This is a genomic window from Nocardia citri, assembly GCF_054065835.1.
Window position 1 is genome coordinate 276,610 of record NZ_JBSUQM010000001.1, and the last position, 20,605, is coordinate 297,214.

Here is a 20,605-nt window from a genome sequence, read left to right on the forward strand (position 1 = left end):
TTGAAGAGTGCTGGAACGGGTTGCATATTTGGTCACGGGCCCGCGCTGCCGATTCGGCCTTTCGCCGCAGATATCGCCATGACGCGGCGCTAACTCCACCGGCAGGCGCGGGTACCTGACCTAGAATGTAACACGTTCTATTTTTCCGGTGATAGCCGTTCCGCCGACGAGATCAGAGTTCTGCGATGACGAGTCGGTACCCGAGGTCGAGCCGGGATTCGCCGAGCAGCTCACCGTGCCGCCGGGCCCATACGCCGGTAGCCAGATCGTCGCGAAGTCGGCTCAGTCCGTCCCGGAGTAGCGCCGCCGGTGTCATCGCCAGCATCGACATACCGGCGCGCACGGTTTCGTCCAGATATGCCTCGGGCCGCCGCCAGTACGCGCCACCGAACCCGTCGACACAATCGTGCGGGACCGGGATCGGGATTATCGATATGTCACCGAGCAGGTCGGCCAGGCGCGCCGGCGCGACAGCCAGGCGCGCATCGGTATCGCCCGCGGCGGGCAGATAATCGCGGACCAGCCAGAATTCGCGGTAGACGGTGTGATCCCAGGTGAGGATGACGATGCGGCGGCGGGCGATCCGTTTCATTTCGGCGATGCCGCGATCAAGGTCGGTCCAGTGGTGCACAGTCAGGATGGCCAGGGCGGCATCGACGGCGTCGGTGTGCATCGGTAGCTGTTCGGCGACCGCCTGTACCGCGGGTGCGGCGCCCGGCGGGCGTTGCTCGATCATCACCTCGCTCGGCTCGATCGCGATCACGGTGCCGGTCGGTTCGTAGGAACCGCTGCCCGCGCCGATATTGGCGACCGAGTCCATACCGCGCACCGCGTCATCGACGACCGCGGCGATGCGCGGATCCGGTTGCCTGGTCCGGGCGTAGCTCTGCCCGGTGTGGTCGTAAAGCGCCATCGTCTCTGCCCGTCCCCAGTCGATCGGCTCAGCTTATCGGGGCCGTGGGCGGGCGATTCGAGGGCTCAGGTGGCGGACTGCTCCAGTTCGGCCAGCGAATTCTCCAGGTGGTCGAGCAGGCTGTGCAGTCGCGGCACGCTGCGGCGGCAGCCGACCAGGCCGAAGTCCAGGCTGTCGACATTGGTCGTGAGGGTGATGTTGACGGCCTGACCGTCGATTGGAATCGACATCGGGTAGGACGCGTCCAGGCGAGCGCCGCTCCAGTACTGGGGTTCCCTGGGGCCGGGAACATTCGAGATGACGATATTGAACGGCGGATTCGTCAACGACAGCATGCCGGGCAGCAGGGTCAGGGCCAGCGGGCTCAGCATCAAACCGGATAGCGCCATGGTCTGGACGGGCGAGAGTGCGTTGTAGACCTCTTTACTGCGGCGCATCGATTCGCTCACCACGCGCAGCCGTTCGATCGGATCGGCGATGTCGGTGCCGAGATTGCACAGAATCGCGCCGACCTTCACGCCACTGGTGTCGGCATCGTCCTCATCGGCCCGCAGCGAGACCGGGACCATGGCGATCAACGGCTTATCGGGTAGCGCATTCTGTTCGATCAGATACGAGCGCAACGCGCCGGCCGACATTGCCAGCACCACATCGTTGACGGTCGTCCCGGTCGCCTTCTTGACCTGCTTGACCCGCTCCAGCGGCCAGGACCGGACCGCGCACCGGCGGGCACCGCCGATCGGCACATTGAACATCGAACGCGGTGCCTCGAAGGGCATGGTCAACTGTTGCTGCACCAGTGCGGCCCTGGCCACCCGCAGCACCGCGGGCCCGGAATTGGCGGCGGACAAGAGATTTCGCTTGAGCAAGCCGAGCAGCGAGCTGGACGGCTCGGTCTTGCGCTTGGACCTGGGCAGATTCCACGGCACAGGCGTTTCGCTCGCGGTGGGATCGTTCGTGAGCGTTCGCTGCAGCAGGCGCTGCGCGGTGACGCCGTCGATCAGCGCGTGATGCATTTTCGAGTACAGCGCGAAGCGGCCGTCGTTGAGCCCCTCGACCACATGGATTTCCCATAGCGGGCGGTGCCGGTCGAGCAGTGCGCTGTGCAGGTTGGAGGCCAGCGCGAGCAGTTGTTCGAAGCTGCCGGGACTCGGCAGCGCCGACCGGCGCAGGTGATAGGCGAGTTCGACGTCCTCGGCCTCGGTCCATGCCAGTTGCGGGGCGCCGAGCCAGGTCGCCGGACGCTTTCGGAAGGTGGGGTGGAATTCGTTGTCCGCCAACAACTTCTCATGGGTCAGGCGCACGAAATCGGGCCCCGCATCCTCCGGTGCCTCGAATAGTTGTAACGATCCGACATGCATCGGGTGCTCGCGGGATTCGGCGAGCAGAAATACGGCATCGATCGGAGAAATAAGCTCCATGGTCTGTCGCCCCCTGACGACGGTGTGGCGCTGAGGTTTTCGGTGAAAGGGAAAATCGACCACGATGTCGATACGGGCCGCACAGCCATCTCCCCTCTGCGCTGCGCCCAACCTTACTAAAGGTGCGGTATCCGCGTCGGTCGAATCAGTGATCCTTGACCAGCAGCAGATAGGCCTGGCGGCCTCGCTCGCCGGGATCCGGTTCTCGGACCAACCGGGCGATCGCCGTGAAGCCGGCCTGTTCGGCCAGCGTGGTGAGCCGATCCGGTGACCATCGATAGGCGGTTATCACCTTGTGGTCGAACGGTTCTATCCCCTGGGCAGCGGAGGCTTGGAAAAACGCGAGCAGTGCGTGCCCTCCCGGCTCGAGTGCCCGATGAAACTCCGCCAACACCGCGGGCATTCGTTGCGGCGGCAGATGAATGATCGAGTACCACACGAGAATTCCCGCGAGCGCGGCATCGCCGGTATCGAGATATTCGAGAGAACCCTCTTCGAATTCGAGTGTCGGATATTGTGCCCGCGCCAATTCGAGTAGCCGCGGTGACAGGTCGATCCCGAAGATATCGAGGCCGAGCTTGGCCAGATATGCGGTTATCCGGCCTTCACCGCACCCGAGGTCGGCCACTCGACCGTCGGCCCGCACCAGTTCCGCGAATGTGCCGAGCATGGCCCGGTCGAATGGCTGTCTGGCGAGATGATCCTTGACGAATTCGGTGTATTGGATGGCGATATCGTCGTAGGCGGCGCGGGTGTGCGCCACATCTGCGGGACTGTGCGTTCTCACCCGGACATCATGCCTCCCGTCGCCTGGCCGCCTCCGACGACATGCGGCGCGGTGCTTGTCTCAGTCTGGTGGCATTTTCTTCATGCGGTCCGCGTTTGGGGGCGTGATTCGGTTGGTGGCGCGCCGAGGAATCAATGAGCACCACCAATCGAGTAATGGCCGTGGCACAGCGGCCCGCCACGGATGTCGTAGCGTGCCGAAATGGTTGGCGGACAACGACCTCAGTCGATGACGCCGCCATACCAGGTCGGCAGCGGGCGCGCCCCGATGGCGACCTGGTGGGCGGCCGCAGCGAGCAGGCGAGTGGAATCCAGTGTGGGCAAAGGGGATACCTCCGGCGTCACCAACAGTGGGATCTCGGTACAAACCAGGGCGACGGCGTCACAGCCCAGAGCGTGCAGGCGGTTGATGATATCGAGATAGCGCTGCCGGGATGCGGCGGTGAACACTCCTTCGCACAGTTCGGTGAAGATGATGTCGTCGATCAGGCGGCGCTCGTCGGAGTCCGGGATCTCGGCGTCGATTCCCTTGGCCGCCAAAACGCGCGGGTAGATCGGGCCGGTCATCGTATATTTGGTGCCCAGCACGCCGACCCGCCGAAAACCTGCCGCGGCCGCCTTTTCCGCGACGATTTCGGCGATGTGCAGACCCGGCAGAGCCAAGTCTTCGCCGTCGGACTCCAGCGCCATATGCGCGGTGTTGTCTGGGCAGACGAAGAATTCGGCGCCGGCGTTGGCGAGGCGATCGACGCTGGTGGCCAAGGTCTTTCGAATCGCGCCGTGATCACCGGCCTCCCACGCGGGCATGCTGCGGCCCATCGCGATGCAATCCAGGGTCACATCGGCGTGCTCGTGCGGTCCGAGATCGCGGGCACCCTCCTGCGACAGTGTCCGCAAGCAGAGCGACGCGCCTTCGATACTGTGCGCCAAGATACCAACATGTCTCATCGCGCTACTCCTTGTTCGCGCCGATTCATGCCGTCCATCTTCGGCGAAGATCATCCATTCTGAGCCGGTTTCGACCAGACCGGTGGGTCGGCCATCGCCACCGAACCGGCGGCGGTCTCGTGACTCACCTGCGCCGCGTCATCGCTTCACCATCTCACCAGCCATGGTCCTGCTCACTTCCGCGAATCGGAGCCATCCGAATTCATCCCATCAGGGGATGCCTGAAAGCCAAGCGGTTCTTCGGTCGAGGCGCGTAGACGGCGTCACTGATGCCGCAGACAGCGGCGCAGGCCCGCGCGACGGTAACGGCCGTGCGGGCCTGCGCTCGTGGCCGGATCAGGGCCGGCTCGAACCGCTCGTGGTCGTCGGTGTCACTGATTGCGTTGTCGTGGTGGTGGTCGGCTGGATGGTCGTCGTCGTGGTGGTGGGCTGAGTGGTCGTGGTGGTCGAAGTCGGTGGTGTCGTCACTGCCGGTGTGGTCGGTGGCACTGTTGTGGTTGTCGGCGGCGCCGTCGTGGTCGTCGGCTGGCTGCTGACTTCCGTTTTCGCCGGGGCGGCCGTGGTGGTGTGCGGTGGGGTGGTCGTGGTCGTGGTTGGTGCGGGCGACTTGGTCGTCGAGGTCGCTGCCTGGTAGGCGGCGGCGAGATCGGCCGTTTCCGGCTTGGCGGTCGTATCGACCGGTTGACCCGCCTGGGCCTGCTTTGCCAGATGGGTGAGCCAGGCGGCCGCGTACTCGGCCGAGGTCAGCGGCTTACCGTTGTCCGGGTCGGCGTCACGCCAGTAGTCGAAGTGGTGACCGGTCGCATTGGGGCCGAGCGTGAGCTGGTAAGGGTCACTCATGATCACCGGGATGGTGTTCTGGTTCGTCACGATGAGACCGACGATCTCGTTGAACACCTTCTGCGGCAGATAGGCCAGCGGCGACATCTGATTGGTCGAGATCGACTCCGCGTTGGCCGGAGTCTTCGGCGTCTGCCCCGGCTTGTATTCCGGATCCGAAACCCGCAGCAGCACCTGCAGGAAGGTCTCATCGCTCTGCATCCAGTTCGGCTGCGACTGGATATCCGCGAATGCGGCCATCGCGATTCGGCCGAGCACGACGGCGACATCCTGCCCGGTCGCCGGGGTGAGCCCGTCGCGTTCGAGTGCGTCGACATTCAACTGTCGACCCACATTCACCGCCAGCTGCAGCAGTGAAATGTTCTGCGGCGCCGAGCAGGTGAGATCGCCGTCGGAGCAGAACGACGCGATCTTGCCGTTCAGCGCACCGAAGTCGCCGCTGGTACCGGGCAATGCGCCTTGGCCCGACGCGGTCTTTGTGCCGTTCTGATACTTCTGGTCGAAGCCGTCGGGGTTGCTGTACGGATCCTTCGCACCGGGGAACGGACCCTCACCAGCCGAACGCCCGGCGTCGGCGAGGATGACGACACCGACGACATCGGCCGGATCCACGATGCCGTAGCCGCCATCCTTGTCGGCGGTCTGATGTCCGACCGTCATGGCGACGCGGCGCACCACATCGGCGCCTTCGCTGTAGCCGACGATCGAGAACTTGGTGTCCGGGCAGGCCTGTGCGATATCCCGCATCACCTGTTCGGTATTCGCGACACCGGCGTTGACAGCATCCTCGTAGGTGTCCATATTCGCCGGATACGCGATGTAGACGGCGGCATAAGAGCCGGGATCGACATCGTCGGCCGGTGCGTTGACCACCGGATCGACCCATTGGCTGCTGTGATCACCGGACAGCGCCGCGGGCAATTCGTTGCCATTGGCATCGACCAGCATCTTCGTGGTCGCAGCGTCCGGCGTGTCCCGACGGCCGGCGACCGAAATAGTCACCATGTCGTGACATTCTGTGACGGACGCCCGCAGGCGCGTATCGACGGTTTCGTGCGTCGATGTCAGCGCCACCGAGGCGACGATAATCGCCGCCACCCCCAATGACGCGGGCGCGACGATGGCCGAAGCCATGCGATGGCGCGCGAAGAACTCCCGAAGAGCCATGTCCCGTTCCCCAATCCAAAAACCGACAAGTGGACGGACAGGCCCCCCGACAGGCCATGTGTCACGAAGGACGTCGGTCCCGAGGGTCGGATCGTTACCGCGCGCGGAGAAATGGTCACGCTCAGGCTGCGTTATCTCCAGGTGATGCACGCTGCGATGACGTCGTCGAGTCGCAGGTCACGTATGCGATTCGCTGCGCAAAGCAGCGATGTCGGCACTGTTGCACTCATCGAGTTGTCGGTCCGGCTCTTCATTCGACGGAATCGGATCGGCCGGTTCGGGGGTGGCGATATGCCGCGGCAGCAGTAACGGCGTGCCGAGGAGCAGAAGCCCGGCCAGCGCGATGGCCGCACGCGGGCCGGTGAGCTGTGCTAGCAGACCCCATGTCACGGTGATCGCCGCGATGCTGAGGCTGCTGGTGATCGACCACGCGGCAAGGACGCGAGCCTGGCGATCGGTATCGGTGTTATTCAAGCGATATGCGGCGAGGACGGGGCTGAAGATGCTCGAGCAGACGATCAGCCCGAACTCGGTGACCATCACGATCGCCAGCCCGGCCAGGCCGGGCCGGATGAATGCGAGCCCGAGCGGCCAGCAGGCACGCAGTATGCCGAATATCAGCAGCACCGACTGTTCGCCGAAGCGGAAAGCGACGTGGTGGGCAAGTCGGGACCCGATCAGGCCACCGATACACGGGACAGCGAATGCCAGCCCGTACTCCCAGACCGGGAACCCCAAGTGCGCCAGCATGAGCACCGACAACAGCGGCTCCGCGGCCATGATCAGCCCGTTGACCAGCATGGTATTGACGAAGAACCGACGCAGCGTGCGGTGGGTGAGAATGTAGCGCCACCCCTCGACGATGTCGCTGCACCGCCGCGTTCGGGCCTTCCTCGGGTTCGGCGGCCGCTCGGGCTCCCCGATCGCGACGATGCCGAGCGCCGAGAGCAGGTAACTCACCGCATCGACGACAACGGTGGTCACCGGCCCCAAGAGTCCGATGGCGACCCCACCCACTGGCGGTCCGAGGACCGTGGCCGACCACGTGGTGGACTCGAAACGACTGGTGGCCACCAAAAGTCCGTCGGCCGGAACGATCGTCTTAAGGTAGGCGCCGCTGGCGGCGGTGAACGCGATCTTCGCCGCCGCGGTGACGATGGCGACCACCAAGAGTTGCGCGAAGGACAACCCGCCCGAGCAATAGGCGATCGGTACGGATGCCAACGCCGCGAAGCGGATCAGGTCGGTGGCGATCATGACCGGCCGCTTGGCGCGAAATTCCATCCACAGCCCGAGCGGGACCGCCAGCAGCGCCCCGATCGCGAGCCCAGAGGCCGACAAGGCCGCGACTTGCGCGGAACTGGCGTTCAAGACGGTGATCGCAACGACCGAAAACGCCCCGAATCCGAGTCCGGTCCCGTAGGCGCTGACCGCATAGGCGGCCCACAACCACCCGAACGCTCGACCCAGGTTCGCCTTCTGCCACATATTCAGCACCCGCTTCACATCCCGGACTGTTGTCCCGGAGATTGAAGCCGGTCGATAGACGCTGGCACCAACAACGGATCATGCGGAGTGTCACAACTTTTCGTTGTGGGACTAGGTTTGCGTTCATGGATCTCGATGCGGTTCGTACCTTCGTCGCAGTTGCCGAGACCGGTCAGTTCCAAGCCGCCGCCGACGAGCTGGGAATCACCCAGCAGGCGGCGTCGAAGCGAGTAGCCGCACTGGAGCGAGAACTCGGCGTTCAGCTTTTCGCGCGGATCGCCAGGGGTGTGCGACTGAATGTCGATGGGCAAGCGTTGCTACCAAATGTCCGCCAGTGCGCCGCCCTTCAGGGCGGTGGTGAAGGCGGACGCGGGAGGGGCCGCCAAGGCCCGAGCGTGCCCTAGACGGGACGGTTGTCGCACACGACACCGCGTGCACCAATTCGATTGGGCCGCAACAGGAATGCTAGAATCATGGGGTGCAGCTTCGTTACAACTTCCGCCTCTACCCGACAGTGGGTCAGCAGGTGTCGTTGGCGAAGGCGTTCGGTTGCGCGCGGGTGGTGTTCAACGATGCGCTGGCGGCTCGCCGCGCCGCGTTCGACGGCAAGCTTGCGTATATCCCGGACAGCGAGTTGTCGAAACGGTTGACCGAAGCAAAGAACACGCTGGAACGCGAGTGGCTGGCCGAGGTGTCCAGTGTGGTCCTGCAACAGGCCCTCGCCGATCTGAACACCGCCTACCGGAACTTCTTTCAGTCGGTATCCGGGAAACGTAAAGGCGCGAAGGTCGCACCGCCGCGGTTTCGGTCTCGCAAGGACAATCGGCAGTCGATCCGGTTCACGAAGAACGCGCGGTTCATCGTGACACCCGGCGGCAAGTTGCGGTTGCCGAAGATCGGCGACGTCCCGGTCCGCTGGTCGCGGGAACTACCGTCCGATCCGTCATCGGTGACGATCATCAAGGACGCGGCGGGCAGGTATTTCGCGTCGTTTGTGGTGTGGGCGGGCGAGGAGCCGCTGCGGCCGTCCGATTCCGAGGTCGGTATCGACGTGGGCCTATCGTCGTTCGCGGTGTTGTCGAACGGGAAGGTGATCGAGAACCCTCGTTTCCTGCGCCGCGCAGAACGCAGACTCCGCAAGGCGCAGCAGGCGCTTTCCCGCAAGGAGAAGGGTTCGAAGAACCGGGCCAAAGCCCGTGTGCGTGTAGCGAAAGCGCACGCCAAGGTGGCCGACACGCGCCGGGATTGGGTGCACAAACAGTCCACGGCGATCATCCGCGACAACCAAGCGGTGTACGTGGAGGACTTGAGCGTCAAAGGTCTCGCGCGCACGAGGTTGGCGAAGTCGGTTCACGATGCGGGGTGGAGCATGTTCACCCGCATGTTGGAGGAGAAAGCCCAGCGGTACGGGCGAACTTTCGGCAAGGTGAACCGCTGGTTCCCCTCCACCCAAATGTGCTCAGTGTGTGGCGCATTGGACGGGAAGAAACCGCTGCATGTCCGGGAGTGGACGTGCACATGCGGAACAGTTCACGACCGCGATCTGAACGCGGCCATCAACATACTCGCCGCAGGGCTTGCGGAGAGTCGAAACGCCTGCGGAGGGGCTGTCAGCCTTTCCGCTTAGCGGGAAGCAGGCCCCGGTGAAACAGGAACCCCCCGGAGAACCGCAAGGTTCAGGAGGAATCCCGGTCGTTCACGGCCGGGAGGAAGTCAATACGAAGATCTGGCGACGGCATTCGGACTCACCATCGACACAATCGGGCCGATGTTCGGCATCGAAGCGCTCCTCGCCGAACTCGCCGACTCGACCCAACTCGCCACCTTCGTCGGCGAGGGCTCCCGCTACCTCTGGCCGGAAAGCTACAACCTACCCGAATCCCCGTCGTCGACCCGACGCCGGTCTACCCGCTCTCCATGATCTGGCGAGCGGATAATCCGCACCCGGTCCTCGCCAGCTTCCTGGAATACCTGCAGGCCAGATATGAGACGACATCCAGCGACGACGTGTGGGTCCCGGACTGGGCGCGCTGAACCGCTATATCCCGAAGAACCACCACCTGTAGGTAAGAACCGATCCACCTCAACCCGCGAATCGGACCTGAACCGGCCGCTGACGCTGCGGCACGACCGGCACTCGGTTCGGCATCGGGTTCCTGCCAACCTGTCTGGGTGATCAGGCGGCGTCCCGTTTCGTCCGGCCGTGCGGTGGGTTCGAGGAACTCATCGCCCACCAATTCGGCAAGTAGCTCGCTGTCAGTCTGCGCGTACTGCACGAACCGTGAGGAATTGGGAGGGTCTTTCGGCTTAGCTCAGAGCCTTCAGCGGAACTCGCGTCGGTATGCTTCTTCGCGTGGCACAAGTCTGGACGGTTCTCTCGAGGGGGCTGAGCCTTGCTCAGTCGACCTGGGTGGCCGTGCTGACCCTCGTCGTCTCGGTGTCCTTGTTCGCCGAGGGCCCCACCGCGGTCGTCGGCGCAGCAGTCGCGTTGGTCCTGCTGCTGGCCCTCACTGGGCATCGGTTGCGGTCGCCGCTACATCTGCCTACGGAGTCAGAGTCCGGCCCCCAACGCGATGAACGGCGTCTTCGTGGCGCTTTCCGCCGACAAAGCGCGCCTGACACTCCAGGACGCCCCCGCCGCCCCCGAGCGCCCGGACGGGTTGCGACTGCCGCGTAGCAGCTGACGCGCTGCGTGGCTTCGGTCCGATCTCTGTCCCTTCCGACGCGGTCCTTTCGGTGACCGGTGTCGTCCCATACCCGCACGAAGCCGCGTGATGCGTTCGTGCAGTTACGAGGTGCTCGATGCTCGACTTTATCTACTACCCGGTCTCGGCGATCCTGTGGTTCTGGCACAAATCCTTCGGCGTGATCCTCGGGCCCGACAACGGGTTCGCGTGGGCGCTTGCTGTGGTGTTTCTGGTATTCACCCTTCGGCTGCTGCTACTGCGGCCAGCGATCAACCAGATCCGGACTACCCGGCAGATGCAGCAACTACAACCCCAGATCAAGGCTCTGCAGAAGAAGTACGCCGGTGACCGGCAACGCCGGGCGATCGAGATGCAGAAATTGCAGACCGAACACGGCTTCAATCCTTTGATGGGCTGCCTACCGGTCTTGGTGCAGGCACCGGTCTTCCTCGGCCTCTACCACGTCCTGCATTCGTTCAACCGCACCGGGACGGGATGGGGGCAACTCGGGATGAAACCCGAAGCCAACGCCGTGACTCCCAATTACTTCTTCAGCGCCGCCGACGTCCAGTCGTTCCTTACCGCACGGCTGTTCGGTGCGCCGATCTCGGCGGCGATCACCTCCCCCGACAGCTTGCTGGCCTCGTTCGCACCCTACGGCGGGATCCCGACGGTCACCGCTATCGCCGCGGTTGCCATCCCGCTGATGGTCATCGCCGGCCTCGCCACACATTTCAACGCCCGTGCTTCGCTGGCCCGCCAAAGCGCGGAAGCTGCTACGAACCCGCAAGCGGCGATAATGAGCAAACTGATGCTGTGGGTCTTTCCGCTCGGTGTCCTGGTCGGGGGCCCGTTCCTGATGATCGCGATCCTGCTCTACTGGGTCAGCAACAACCTCTGGACATACGCCCAGCAGCACCTCGTCTTCACTCTCATCGATCGAGAAGATGCTGCCGAGCAAAAACCAGCGGTTGGTCGTCCCGCAGCAGCAGCCCCAAAACCTGGAGCCCGCCCGACCCGCTCGAAGAAATCGGCCAAGAAGCGATGCCGCAGAACTGCATGAAAGTCATGCCTCAGGGCGTTCCCGCCCGAGAGTGTGCGTCGCCTGCCCTACGCCGAAGGTCAACCGCGGGCCATATCGACAAACCGTGACAAATGTAATTGGTGCGCGACAGTAATGGTCGCGGTCGGACCGTTACGGTGTTTACCGACAATCAAATCGGCTTCACCACCACGCGGATCATCACGTTCGAATGCGTCGGGGCGATGTAAAAGAATCACCATGTCGGCATCTTGTTCCAAACTGCCACTTTCACGCAAATCGGATACCATCGGACGCTTATCGGTTCGCTGTTCCGGACCACGGTTCAGCTGACTGATCGCGATTACCGGGACTTCGAGTTCTTTGGCGAGGAGCTTCAGGTTTCGCGAGAAATCCGAGACTTCCTGCTGTCGAGATTCGACTTTCTTACCCGAGGTCATCAGCTGAAGGTAGTCCACCACAACGAGTTTCAGATCGTGGCGCTGCTTGAGCCGCCGCGCCTTCGCACGAATCTCCATCATGGTCAGGTTAGGCGAGTCGTCGACGAATAGCGGCGCCTCACTGATCTCGCTCATTCGTCGAGCCAGTTTGGTCCAGTCGTCGTCGCTCATGCGGCCCGAGCGCATGTCGCCCAGCTTGATCTTCGCCTCCGCAGAGAGCAGTCGCATTACGATTTCCGTGCGACTCATTTCCAACGAGAAGATAACGCTCGCCAAGCCGTGTTTGATCGAGCAGCTGCGCATGAAATCCATACCGAGCGTGGAATTATGCGTCGGAACCATCGAACGCCCGGCCAAATAAAGGTGGTCGATGTTGTCGACTTCAACACAGCGCACCGGCACGCTGTTGATTCTGCGGACATCGGCGATGTACCGGGAACCGGATCGTGCAGTGCTGCGGCCGGCGCGTCGTTCCTTGTGCAGCAATGCCTTTCGGTACAGACCGAACACTTCGTCGTCGGTCGAGAATGTCAATGTGTACGCGATCGACGAAGCCTCGGTTCGGCCACCGACGCGTTTGGTCGAAATGCGGCAGCGGTATCCGAGGCCGGCGACCAGCTCTCGTACATCGTGAAACAGACTTTCGCTGGTCACACAGAGCTGAACCGAACCACCATGTGTGACCGTGCCATCTGTGTCCAGCAAACCAGCGAGAAGCGCGCGCCGTTGGGCTTCGGAGGAACGCAGATATTCAGTTGGAATGTGCTTGTTGTCGAGGACGCCGATGGTCCGGAGTCGAGCGTGCACACTGCCCACGCTGTTGCGGCACCCCTGGCACAGGCGCAGTCCGGTGGACGGCCCGGCACACCGCGGGCAAGTGGGCGCCCCGACCGGTGCGGAATAAAAGCGTGCTTTGCCGCCGCAGGATCTGCCGCAGGTACGAACTTCGCTGGTATGTGGGACGAATTCCTTCCCACAGATAACGCATTCGCGAGGCGGGATCGGCACGTCGGCGGGCAGCCGCAGGTGGTAGCGCGGATGCGCCGAGTGCGACAGAACGGCGACGATGCCTTCGGCTTCGATGCGGGCGATGATCTCCGGATCCGCCGACGTGATGTGTTCGGTAGCCGAGGTTCCATCACCGAGCCATGCGCCAAGTGTGTATGGCGGTATCAATAGGTCGCGTTGGGGGAGTCGCAGCGGCTGTGCATTGGTCACCGAATGGTTGAGCCGACGATCTGCGGTGTCGCAGCGCAGCGTGTTCGCGATGTCGGCGGTCGTTCGGACAGCCGCGAACGTGCGCTGATTGCGATGGCGGTTGCGGCCGGTTGCGGCCTGCTGCGCCGATCGCCGTGATGCTCGAGTTTCCGTGAGCCATTGATGCTGTTCGTCCGCAACGATCACGGTGCCGTCGGAGAATTCGACCTCGTAGCAGGGCCGGTCGGTCATGACTTCGGTGGCAGCCAGGACACGCGTGGGGCGGCCCTTGGCGTCGAAGAGTTCGTCGCCGACGCGGACCTCGCCCATGGTGGTCCAGCCGGTGGGAGTAGGCAGGGGGGTGTCGAGGGCGAGTGCCTTCCCGACGCCGGGTCGTGCCGCGACGATGATCATTTGGCCGGGGTGGAGGCCGTTGGTGAGTTCGTCGAGTTCGGTGAAGCCGGTGGGGACGCCGAGGGAGATGCCGCCGCGGGAGGCGATGGAGTCGATTTCGTCCATCGTCGGCTGCAGGAGTTCTTCGAGGGGGAGGAAGTCCTCGGTGGTGCGGCGTTCGGTGACCTCGTAGACCTCGGCCTGGGCGCGGTCGACTACCTCGGCGATATCCTGGCCGTCGGCACCGGCGTAGCCGTATTGGACGATGCGGGTGCCCGCCTCGACGAGGCGGCGCAGAATCGCCTTCTCGGCAACGATTTCGGCGTAGTACCCGGCATTGGCGGCGGTGGGGACGGTCTGGGTGAGGGTAACCAGATACGGCGCACCGCCGATGCGCTTGAGTTCGCCGCGGCGGTCCAGACCCGCGGCGACGGTGACCGGGTCGGCGGGTTCGCCGCGGCCGTAGAGATCGAGGATGGTGTCGTAGACCGCTTGGTGGGCCGGGCGGTAGAAATCGCCGGGGCGCAACACTTCGACGACATCGGCGATCGCGTCCTTGCTCAGCAGCATGCCGCCGAGCACGGACTGTTCGGCCGCCATATCGTGCGGAGGCTGTCTGCCGAAGTCCTCACCGGGCGGTTCGGGCGGGTAATCCGTATGCCCGCGGTCATCGGTGGTGGTCACCAGACTCGACCGTCCTCTCTCGCCACTTGCAGGCCGCTCGAAACGCCTACCCGCAGACCCTGTTGATCACTCGTTGTACTCCCGGACTATGACAAATTCGGTCGTGCACCGCTGTTCTGCAGGCCTCGCTAGCGGGCCTCACCTGCGGTTCCAGCAAACCGCCGCGGCAGGTGTCGAATCATGCCGTTCCGGGTGCTGCGTGCATGATGTTGCGACGAACCTAGGCGACCCGACAGGCAGTCGCCAAACCGCGCTGTGTACACACCTGTGGATAAGTTGGGGACTGTTTACCCGCCGTTGTGCACCCCCTGTGTACAACTTGGGGAAAACCCAGGTAACACGGTTCAAACACGCTGATAGATATCGACTTCTTGATCTATCCACGTGTGGATGAATGAAGTGCGGCGTGTCGGTCTAGTTGAACAGCCGGGCATGTTGAAGGTAAACAGCAAGTTGGGCCGGTATGGCTTAGATCACATTGCGTCCGGTTGGTTTTCTCGGTGATCCACAAGCCGAATAACCGGTGGTAGAGCGGATAGCGGCGGTTGCCGAGAATGGTCAATATCACCGTTTCGGCCAATTCGCAAATATTTGGCTATTCTCCGGAAGGCACAGCTCATTCAGGCCGCGATCACACACTCGATCGATGCCGTACAGCCGAAGGCCACTCTTGTGCCGAACACAAGAGTGGCCTTCGAAGGAACTCAGTTCGCGGCGACCTGCAGGTCGAACTTCGCAACCACATCGGGGTGCAGGTGCACCACGATGTTGTGCTTACCGACCGACTTGATGTGCGACTTGGGCAGTTCGATGCTGCGCTTGTCGACGACCGGACCACCGGCCGACTTGATGGCGGCGGCGATGTCGGACTGGGTGACCGAGCCGAACAGCTTGCCGGTGCCCGCGGTCTTGACCGACAGCGAAACCGACGCCAGGCCCTCGATGGCCTGCTTCAGCTCGTTGGCGTGATCCAGGTCGCGCACCTTGCGCGCGTCCTGTGCCCGACGGATGCCCTCGACCTGCTTCTGCGCGCCACGGGTGGCCACGATCGCCAGTCCGCGGGGCAGCAGGTAGTTGCGGCCGTAGCCGTCCTTGACCTCCACAGTGTCACCGGGAGCACCGAGGTTGTCCACATCAGCAGTAAGAATCAGCTTCATTGCGATGTCTCCCTTCTCAGCGAGCCGTCGACACGTAGGGCAGCAGGGCCACCTCACGTGAGTTCTTCACGGCAACGGCGACGTCGCGCTGGTGCTGCACGCAGTTGCCGGTGACCCGGCGAGCGCGGATCTTGCCGCGATCACTGACGTACTTCCGCAGCAGGGCGGTGTCCTTGTAATCGATATTGACGGTGCCGGACTTGGCTTCCTTGCAGAAGGTGCAAGCCTTCTTCTTCAGCACCTTTTCGCGCGCGGGCGCTTTAGGCATGGTTACTCCGTAATAAATGATGGGCTGATCGTTTCGAGCGATCTATGAGCAGTTCGCTACGGAAACACATTCAGGCCGATGTGAGCCGTCATCAGAACGGCGGTTCGTCGTCTACGCGGCCGCCCCCGAAGGAGCCTGCCGCGGGTGCACTGCCCCACGGGTCGTCGTCGGCACCGGAACGGCTGCCGCCACCACCACCGGCCGGAGCGAAGTTGCCACCGCCGCCACCGGAACCGAAGCCGCCGCCTCCACCGCCACGACTGGCCTTGGCGACCTTCGCGGTGGCGTAGCGCAGCGAGGGACCGACCTCGTCGACCTCGAGCTCGACGACCGTGCGCTTCTCACCCTCGCGGGTTTCGTAGGAGCGCTGCTTCAGTCGTCCGCTCACGATCACACGGGCGCCTCGGGTCAGGCTTTCGGCGACATTCTCCGCAGCTTCACGCCAGATGTTGCAGCGCAGGAAAAGCGCTTCGCCGTCTTTCCATTCGTTCGAATTACGGTCGAACACGCGGGGAGTCGATGCGACGGTGAAATTCGCCACCGCAGCGCCCGCGGGCGTGAATCGAAGTTCGGGATCGGCCGTCAAGTTTCCGATGACGGTGATGACCGTGTCGCCTGCCATGTGGTTCCTCCTGCTCGGTATGCAGTCTGCAGTGCACCTGATGCGCTAGAGCCTAAAGACAGGCACCGACGCGATCGAGGGTCACTTGCCGTGGCGCAGAACCTTGGTGCGCAGCACCGACTCATTGAGACCCAGCTGGCGGTCGAGCTCGCTCACCGTGGCGGGCTCGGCGGTCAGATCGACCACCGCGTAGATGCCTTCGGCTTGCTTGGCGATCTCGTAGGCGAGCCGGCGGCGGCCCCAGATGTCGACCTTGTCGACCTTGCCGCCATCGGAGCGAACCACGCTGAGCATGTTCTCCAGAGACGGACCAACGGTGCGCTCGTCCAGGCTCGGATCGAGGATGACCATCACTTCGTAATGACGCACGGACCAATCACCTCCTGTGGACTAGGAAACGGCCACGGACGGTCCGTGGCAGGAGGGTCGTTGCGTCAGCAACCCGACAAGGCTACATGAACGCCCGTTGAGCAGCGAAAGCTCCCCCTCCCCGGGCCTTTGCCGGTCGTAGGAGTTTCGATAGTCGCGTCGCGGGCCGCAGGTCGGTCGCTGGGCGAATTTTGGACGTACCCGGCGAGTTACCCATGTACGCACGAAAGGTGTTGCTGAGGTAATCGCGGGGGATGCGGGCGTGCTCTGCCTCGGCCACCTAGTCTGGTCGTCATGTCGACCCGACCGGCCGCCGGCGGCGTGATCGCGGGCCGCGTGCAGCGCACCACAGTGCTGGCCGCGGTGGTGGTGGTGTTGCTGTGCGGGCTCACGCTGGCGCTCGCGTATGCGAACAAGGCGCGCTGCGCTGGTGCGCCGTTCGCCGCGAACGGTCGCAGCGCGGTCTTCGATGTGATCAAGGATTCGGACGTCTGTTATTCCGATATCCAATTCCTGTGGCTCGGGCGCGATATCGATCAGCACGTCTTTCCGTATGTCGGCGGCGGCATTACCGATGACGGCACGCTGACCGGTGGCGCGGTCGAATATCCCGTGCTCAGCGGCGTGCTGATGTGGCTCGGCGCGGTCGGCGCCGATAACGACGCGGAATTCCTGCTGCATACGGCTTTGCTGCTGACGCCGTTCGCCTTGTTGACCGCGTGGCTGCTGGTCCGGCTGGCCGGGCGGGCGGCACTGCTGTGGGCGGCCGGGCCGCCGCTGGTGCTCTACGCATTCCACAACTGGGAGTTACCCGTGGTCTGCATGGCGGTCGCCGCGGTGTACGTGGTGACCGCGATGACTCGATATTCATTGCGTACCAGGGGAATTCTGGCCGCCGTGCTGCTCGGTATCGGTTTCTGCCTCAAGCTGTATCCGGGCATCTTCGTGTTGCCGTTGCTGGCCTACGTACTCACCGGTGGCCAGCGCGATATGGATGATCCGACGCCGACCCGATTCGATGTGCGCGGTGCGTTGCTGACCGTCGGCGCGGCCATCGGCACAGTGATCGTGGTGAATCTGCCGTTCGCACTCGCCGGTTACGACGGCTGGCGCGCATCGATCACCTTCCAGCAGTTGCGCCAGGCCGATATCACCACGAATTCCATTTGGTACTGGGGACTTCGGCAGCTGTTCGGTCAGGATGCGGACGGCGAGTACGCGTTTCAGCACGCGGTCTCGATCGCCTCGCCGACGCTGGTGCTGACCGCTTTCGCGCTGGCAATGTGGTTGGGCTGGAAGCGATTCACGATGACCGGCACCTTCCCGTGGATCGGGGTCAGCGGCGCGATGCTGTGCGGATTCCTGCTGTTCCACAAGGTGCACTCGCCGCAGTACACGCTGTGGTTGGTGCCGTTCCTGGTTTTGCTCGAGGTGCCGTGGGCGGTGATCGGCGGGTATCTGATCGCCGATGCGGCGATCGGGATCGGCGTATTCCGGTATTTCTATTCGATCGGATCCGGCAACTCGGTGGATTCGATGGAGAAGATAGTGCAGTTCGGCGTCTGGGGACGTGCCGCCCTGCTCGTGGTGTTCTTCTTCCTGTTCGTGCGCGCGATGCCGCGCCGAACCCGACCCGAACCGCCGCGGATACCGCGGTTCGAACCGGGCAGCCTCGTTCCCGTGGCCTAGTACCGAATTCCACCCGCACTCCACCCGCGGGTGGTACCGCGGTCGCCGCGATCCGCGCAGGGTTATTGCCATGACCTCGGAAAACATTGTCACCGCCGTACTCGCGCTGGCAGTCCTCGGTTGGATCATCTACCGGCAGAACCAATGGCGGCGTTTCGAACCGGCCCGGATGTGGCGATTGCCATTGATTCTCGGAATTGTCGGTGCTTTCGTCTTCGCCGAGTCCGACGAGATCACCACCGTACGCGCCCATGACATCGCATTGCTGGTACTCGAAGGCGCGTTGTCGCTCGGTGTCGGCGTGGTGATGGGGGCGATGTCGCGCTTCGAACGCGATGCCGATGGCGCACTGCTGGTGCGGACCGGCGCGCTGGCCTCGGCGCTGTGGCTGGTGCTGATCGCGGTGCGGATCGGCATCGGTGTGTTGGCCGTCGACGCGGGTGCGGCTGCGGTGGGCTCGGCCGGGGTGATCATCATGCTGATCGCTGTGAATCGGGTCGGGCGGATCGCTGTCGTCGCAGCGCGTGCGGAAAGATCGACCGATTCGGGGGCGAAAATTCGGGCACACTGAGGCGATGTTCCACAGCGGAACTCCGAGTCCGGCGGCGACGCTCTCGAACAGGCTGGTCCGCCTGCTCGGGGTCGTCGCCATGATCGCCTTCCTGCCCGGCTACCGGCTGTCGGACCTGGGATTTCCAGTGCTAGCGGGCACCGGATTCGCGATCGGCGGCATGCTGATCTGGGCGCTGGCACCCGGCGACCAGGTGCGGGCGAACCACGTCGCGCTTGTCCTGATGGCGGTCTGCGGCGGGCTGACGGTCGCACAGTGCGGCGGCAGCGCGGTCGCCACGCTGGCCGCGGTGTACGCCGGGTTCGCGCTGGTCCAACTGTCGAATACGTTCGGGGTGCTGATCGCCGCCGGCGCGACAGCGATGGTGAGCGTTTCCTATCTGCTCGCACACGCACGTCTGGTCGCGTACCTCGGGATCCTGGCGGCGATCGCATTGGTGGCCTTGATGGGATTCAGCCGCAGGCAGTTTCGGGCCACCGCCGAGCAGAATCGATTGCTGTTACAGCAGAGCAGACAGATTCGCGCCGAACGCGATCGCGCGGCCACCCTCGCCGAACGCGGCCGAATCGCGCGCGAGGTGCACGATGTACTCGCCCACACCCTCGGCGGGCTGCTACTACAACTCGACGCCGCGGACGCGCTATTGGAGGCGGGAAAGATCGAGCAGGCCGCCGACCACGTTCGCTCCTCGCGGGCACTGGCCGTTGCCGGACTCGCCGACGCGCGCCAAGTCGTCGGCGCCTTGCGAGCCGAACGAATAGTGCTGTCAACGGAACTGGAACGCCTGGCACGCGAACATCGCGCCGCGGGCGGCCGAGTACAACTGCACTACGCGGGCAGCGCCGACCATCTCGACGAACAGGTAAGCACGGCGCTACTGCGCGGCGCACAGGAATCCCTGACCAATGCCCGCAAACACGCACCGGGCACGGAGGTCGAGATGCGACTGCTGCTCGACAGCGAGCGAGTCGAGCTGACCGCGTCCAATCCCTTGCCACGACGGACAGGGCTGCTATCGGCGACCGCGCCGTCGGCAGCGGATACGACGCCGCACTTGGCAGGTGCGGAGCGGGCCGCGGAGATTTCGGGATCCGGTGCGGCGGTTTCGAATTCGGTGGCTGCGGATTTGGTGGGGATCGGGGCGGGACTGCTTGGGATGCGGGAAAGGATCGGGGCGCTGGGTGGAACGGTTGCGGTGGGAAAGGCGGGTGGGCGATGGGTGGTGCGGATGATGGTGCCGCGGAGGTGATTACGGTGGTGGTGGCCGATGATCAAACCATTGTGCGCGAAGGGTTGACCACGGTGTTGTCGCTATTGGCGGATATCGAGGTGATCGGTGAGGCGCGCGATGGTGGCGAGGCGGTCGAGTTGGTTGCCCGGTTGGCGCCGGATGTCGTCCTGATGGATCTGCGCATGCCGGTGTTGGACGGTGTCGCCGCGACGGCCGCGATTGCCACGGATCATCCGGGCACCGCCGTACTGGTGCTGACCACCTATGCCGATGACGAGTCGGTCTCGAGTGCGTTGCGTGCGGGGGCGCGCGGTTATCTGACCAAGGATGCCGGTCGGCGTGAGATCGCCACGGCGATAAGGGCCGTCGCGGGCGGGCAGTCGACCTTCGCCGCCGAGATCGGGCAGCGCCTCGTCGCCGCGCTGTCGACCGAATCCGCCGCGCGGGCGTCGGTGACTGCTCGGGTTGCGGACGTAGGATCCAGCGTGGCCGAAATCGGCCTAAGCAGTCGCGAACTCGACGTGCTCACCCTGATCGCCGAGGGCTACAACAACTCCGAGATCGCCAAGGAACTGTTCATCGGCGTAAGCACCGTCAAGAGCCATATCAACTCGCTGTTCGCGAAGCTCCACGTCCGCGACCGCGCCCAAGCCATCGCATACGCACACCGCATCGGCCTCGGCAGCTGAGCA

20 protein-coding genes and 1 pseudogene are annotated in these 20,605 nt (G+C 63.9%); 9 read left to right on the forward strand and 12 right to left on the reverse strand.

Annotation, left to right across the window (positions count from 1 at the left end):
* Positions 1-172: 172 nt before the first annotated feature.
* From ACW2Q0_RS01390 to ACW2Q0_RS01415, 6 genes are all read right to left on the reverse strand, one after another.
* Entirely contained in the window at positions 173-913 is a 741-nt protein-coding gene (locus ACW2Q0_RS01390) for a class I SAM-dependent methyltransferase (protein ID WP_457185232.1), read from the reverse strand.
* A gap of 65 nt (positions 914-978) precedes the next feature.
* Positions 979-2,334: a WS/DGAT/MGAT family O-acyltransferase gene (locus ACW2Q0_RS01395; RefSeq protein ID WP_457185234.1), complete on the reverse strand. Its 1,356-nt coding sequence runs from the start codon at positions 2,332-2,334 to the stop codon at positions 979-981.
* Between the two features lie 145 nt (positions 2,335-2,479).
* Positions 2,480-3,121, reverse strand: coding sequence for a class I SAM-dependent methyltransferase (locus ACW2Q0_RS01400; RefSeq protein WP_457185236.1), 642 nt, complete (start codon positions 3,119-3,121; stop codon positions 2,480-2,482).
* 221 nt (positions 3,122-3,342) lie between these two features.
* Positions 3,343-4,068, reverse strand: coding sequence for an aspartate/glutamate racemase family protein (locus ACW2Q0_RS01405; protein WP_457185238.1), 726 nt, complete (start codon positions 4,066-4,068; stop codon positions 3,343-3,345).
* A gap of 336 nt (positions 4,069-4,404) precedes the next feature.
* Positions 4,405-6,075, reverse strand: a complete 1,671-nt coding sequence (locus tag ACW2Q0_RS01410; protein WP_457185240.1) for a cutinase family protein — start codon at positions 6,073-6,075, stop codon at positions 4,405-4,407.
* A 177-nt stretch (positions 6,076-6,252) separates the two neighbouring features.
* Positions 6,253-7,581 carry an MFS transporter gene (locus ACW2Q0_RS01415; protein ID WP_457185242.1) on the reverse strand — a complete coding sequence of 443 codons (1,329 nt, stop codon included), beginning with the start codon at positions 7,579-7,581 and terminating at the stop codon, positions 6,253-6,255.
* A 107-nt stretch (positions 7,582-7,688) separates the two neighbouring features.
* On the opposite strand from ACW2Q0_RS01415, the gene ACW2Q0_RS01420 reads away from it, so the two are divergent.
* The 3 genes from ACW2Q0_RS01420 (at position 7,689) to ACW2Q0_RS01430 (ending at position 9,484) form a co-directional block, all read left to right on the forward strand.
* Positions 7,689-7,967: a LysR family transcriptional regulator gene (locus ACW2Q0_RS01420; protein WP_457185244.1), complete on the forward strand. Its 279-nt coding sequence runs from the start codon at positions 7,689-7,691 to the stop codon at positions 7,965-7,967.
* Positions 7,968-8,041: 74 nt separating this feature from the next.
* Positions 8,042-9,190 carry an RNA-guided endonuclease InsQ/TnpB family protein gene (locus ACW2Q0_RS01425; RefSeq protein WP_457185246.1) on the forward strand — a complete coding sequence of 383 codons (1,149 nt, stop codon included), beginning with the start codon at positions 8,042-8,044 and terminating at the stop codon, positions 9,188-9,190.
* Positions 9,191-9,331: 141 nt separating this feature from the next.
* On the forward strand, positions 9,332-9,484 hold the full coding sequence (locus ACW2Q0_RS01430; RefSeq protein ID WP_457185248.1) for a hypothetical protein: 153 nt from the start codon (positions 9,332-9,334) through the stop codon (positions 9,482-9,484).
* A gap of 229 nt (positions 9,485-9,713) precedes the next feature.
* On the opposite strand, the pseudogene ACW2Q0_RS01435 reads toward ACW2Q0_RS01430, so the two are convergent.
* A pseudogene (locus ACW2Q0_RS01435) lies at positions 9,714-9,848 on the reverse strand (TY-Chap domain-containing protein); the annotation flags it as partial.
* Positions 9,849-9,904: 56 nt separating this feature from the next.
* Between ACW2Q0_RS01435 and ACW2Q0_RS01440 the strand changes: the two are divergent.
* Together ACW2Q0_RS01440 and yidC are read left to right on the forward strand one after the other, a co-directional pair.
* Positions 9,905-10,240, forward strand: a complete 336-nt coding sequence (locus ACW2Q0_RS01440; protein ID WP_457185250.1) for a DUF6412 domain-containing protein — start codon at positions 9,905-9,907, stop codon at positions 10,238-10,240.
* A 125-nt stretch (positions 10,241-10,365) separates the two neighbouring features.
* The gene (yidC, locus tag ACW2Q0_RS01445) at positions 10,366-11,313 is read left to right on the forward strand and encodes a membrane protein insertase YidC (RefSeq protein WP_457185252.1); all 948 of its coding nucleotides are present in this window, start codon (positions 10,366-10,368) and stop codon (positions 11,311-11,313) included.
* Between the two features lie 59 nt (positions 11,314-11,372).
* Here the strand turns inward: yidC and dnaB are convergent, their stop codons facing one another.
* From dnaB to rpsF, 5 genes are all read right to left on the reverse strand, one after another.
* Entirely contained in the window at positions 11,373-13,922 is a 2,550-nt protein-coding gene (dnaB, locus tag ACW2Q0_RS01450) for a replicative DNA helicase (RefSeq protein ID WP_457186051.1), read from the reverse strand.
* 788 nt (positions 13,923-14,710) lie between these two features.
* The gene (rplI, locus tag ACW2Q0_RS01455) at positions 14,711-15,163 is read right to left on the reverse strand and encodes a 50S ribosomal protein L9 (protein WP_457185254.1); all 453 of its coding nucleotides are present in this window, start codon (positions 15,161-15,163) and stop codon (positions 14,711-14,713) included.
* Positions 15,164-15,179: 16 nt separating this feature from the next.
* Entirely contained in the window at positions 15,180-15,431 is a 252-nt protein-coding gene (gene rpsR / locus ACW2Q0_RS01460) for a 30S ribosomal protein S18 (RefSeq protein WP_040697505.1), read from the reverse strand.
* Between the two features lie 91 nt (positions 15,432-15,522).
* Positions 15,523-16,053, reverse strand: coding sequence for a single-stranded DNA-binding protein (locus tag ACW2Q0_RS01465; RefSeq protein ID WP_457185256.1), 531 nt, complete (start codon positions 16,051-16,053; stop codon positions 15,523-15,525).
* An 81-nt stretch (positions 16,054-16,134) separates the two neighbouring features.
* Positions 16,135-16,422 (reverse strand): 30S ribosomal protein S6, encoded by a 288-nt coding sequence (gene rpsF / locus ACW2Q0_RS01470; RefSeq protein WP_457185258.1) that lies wholly within the window; start codon positions 16,420-16,422, stop codon positions 16,135-16,137.
* A 294-nt stretch (positions 16,423-16,716) separates the two neighbouring features.
* On the opposite strand from rpsF, the gene ACW2Q0_RS01475 reads away from it, so the two are divergent.
* The 4 genes from ACW2Q0_RS01475 (at position 16,717) to ACW2Q0_RS01490 (ending at position 20,602) form a co-directional block, all read left to right on the forward strand.
* Positions 16,717-18,111, forward strand: a complete 1,395-nt coding sequence (locus tag ACW2Q0_RS01475) for a glycosyltransferase family 87 protein (protein WP_457185260.1) — start codon at positions 16,717-16,719, stop codon at positions 18,109-18,111.
* A 70-nt stretch (positions 18,112-18,181) separates the two neighbouring features.
* Positions 18,182-18,682, forward strand: coding sequence for a hypothetical protein (locus ACW2Q0_RS01480; RefSeq protein ID WP_457185262.1), 501 nt, complete (start codon positions 18,182-18,184; stop codon positions 18,680-18,682).
* A gap of 4 nt (positions 18,683-18,686) precedes the next feature.
* Positions 18,687-19,931: a sensor histidine kinase gene (locus ACW2Q0_RS01485; RefSeq protein WP_457185264.1), complete on the forward strand. Its 1,245-nt coding sequence runs from the start codon at positions 18,687-18,689 to the stop codon at positions 19,929-19,931.
* Positions 19,898-20,602, forward strand: coding sequence for a response regulator (locus ACW2Q0_RS01490; RefSeq protein WP_457185266.1), 705 nt, complete (start codon positions 19,898-19,900; stop codon positions 20,600-20,602). Before ACW2Q0_RS01485 ends, ACW2Q0_RS01490 begins: the two co-directional genes overlap by 34 nt.
* Positions 20,603-20,605: the final 3 nt, after the last annotated feature.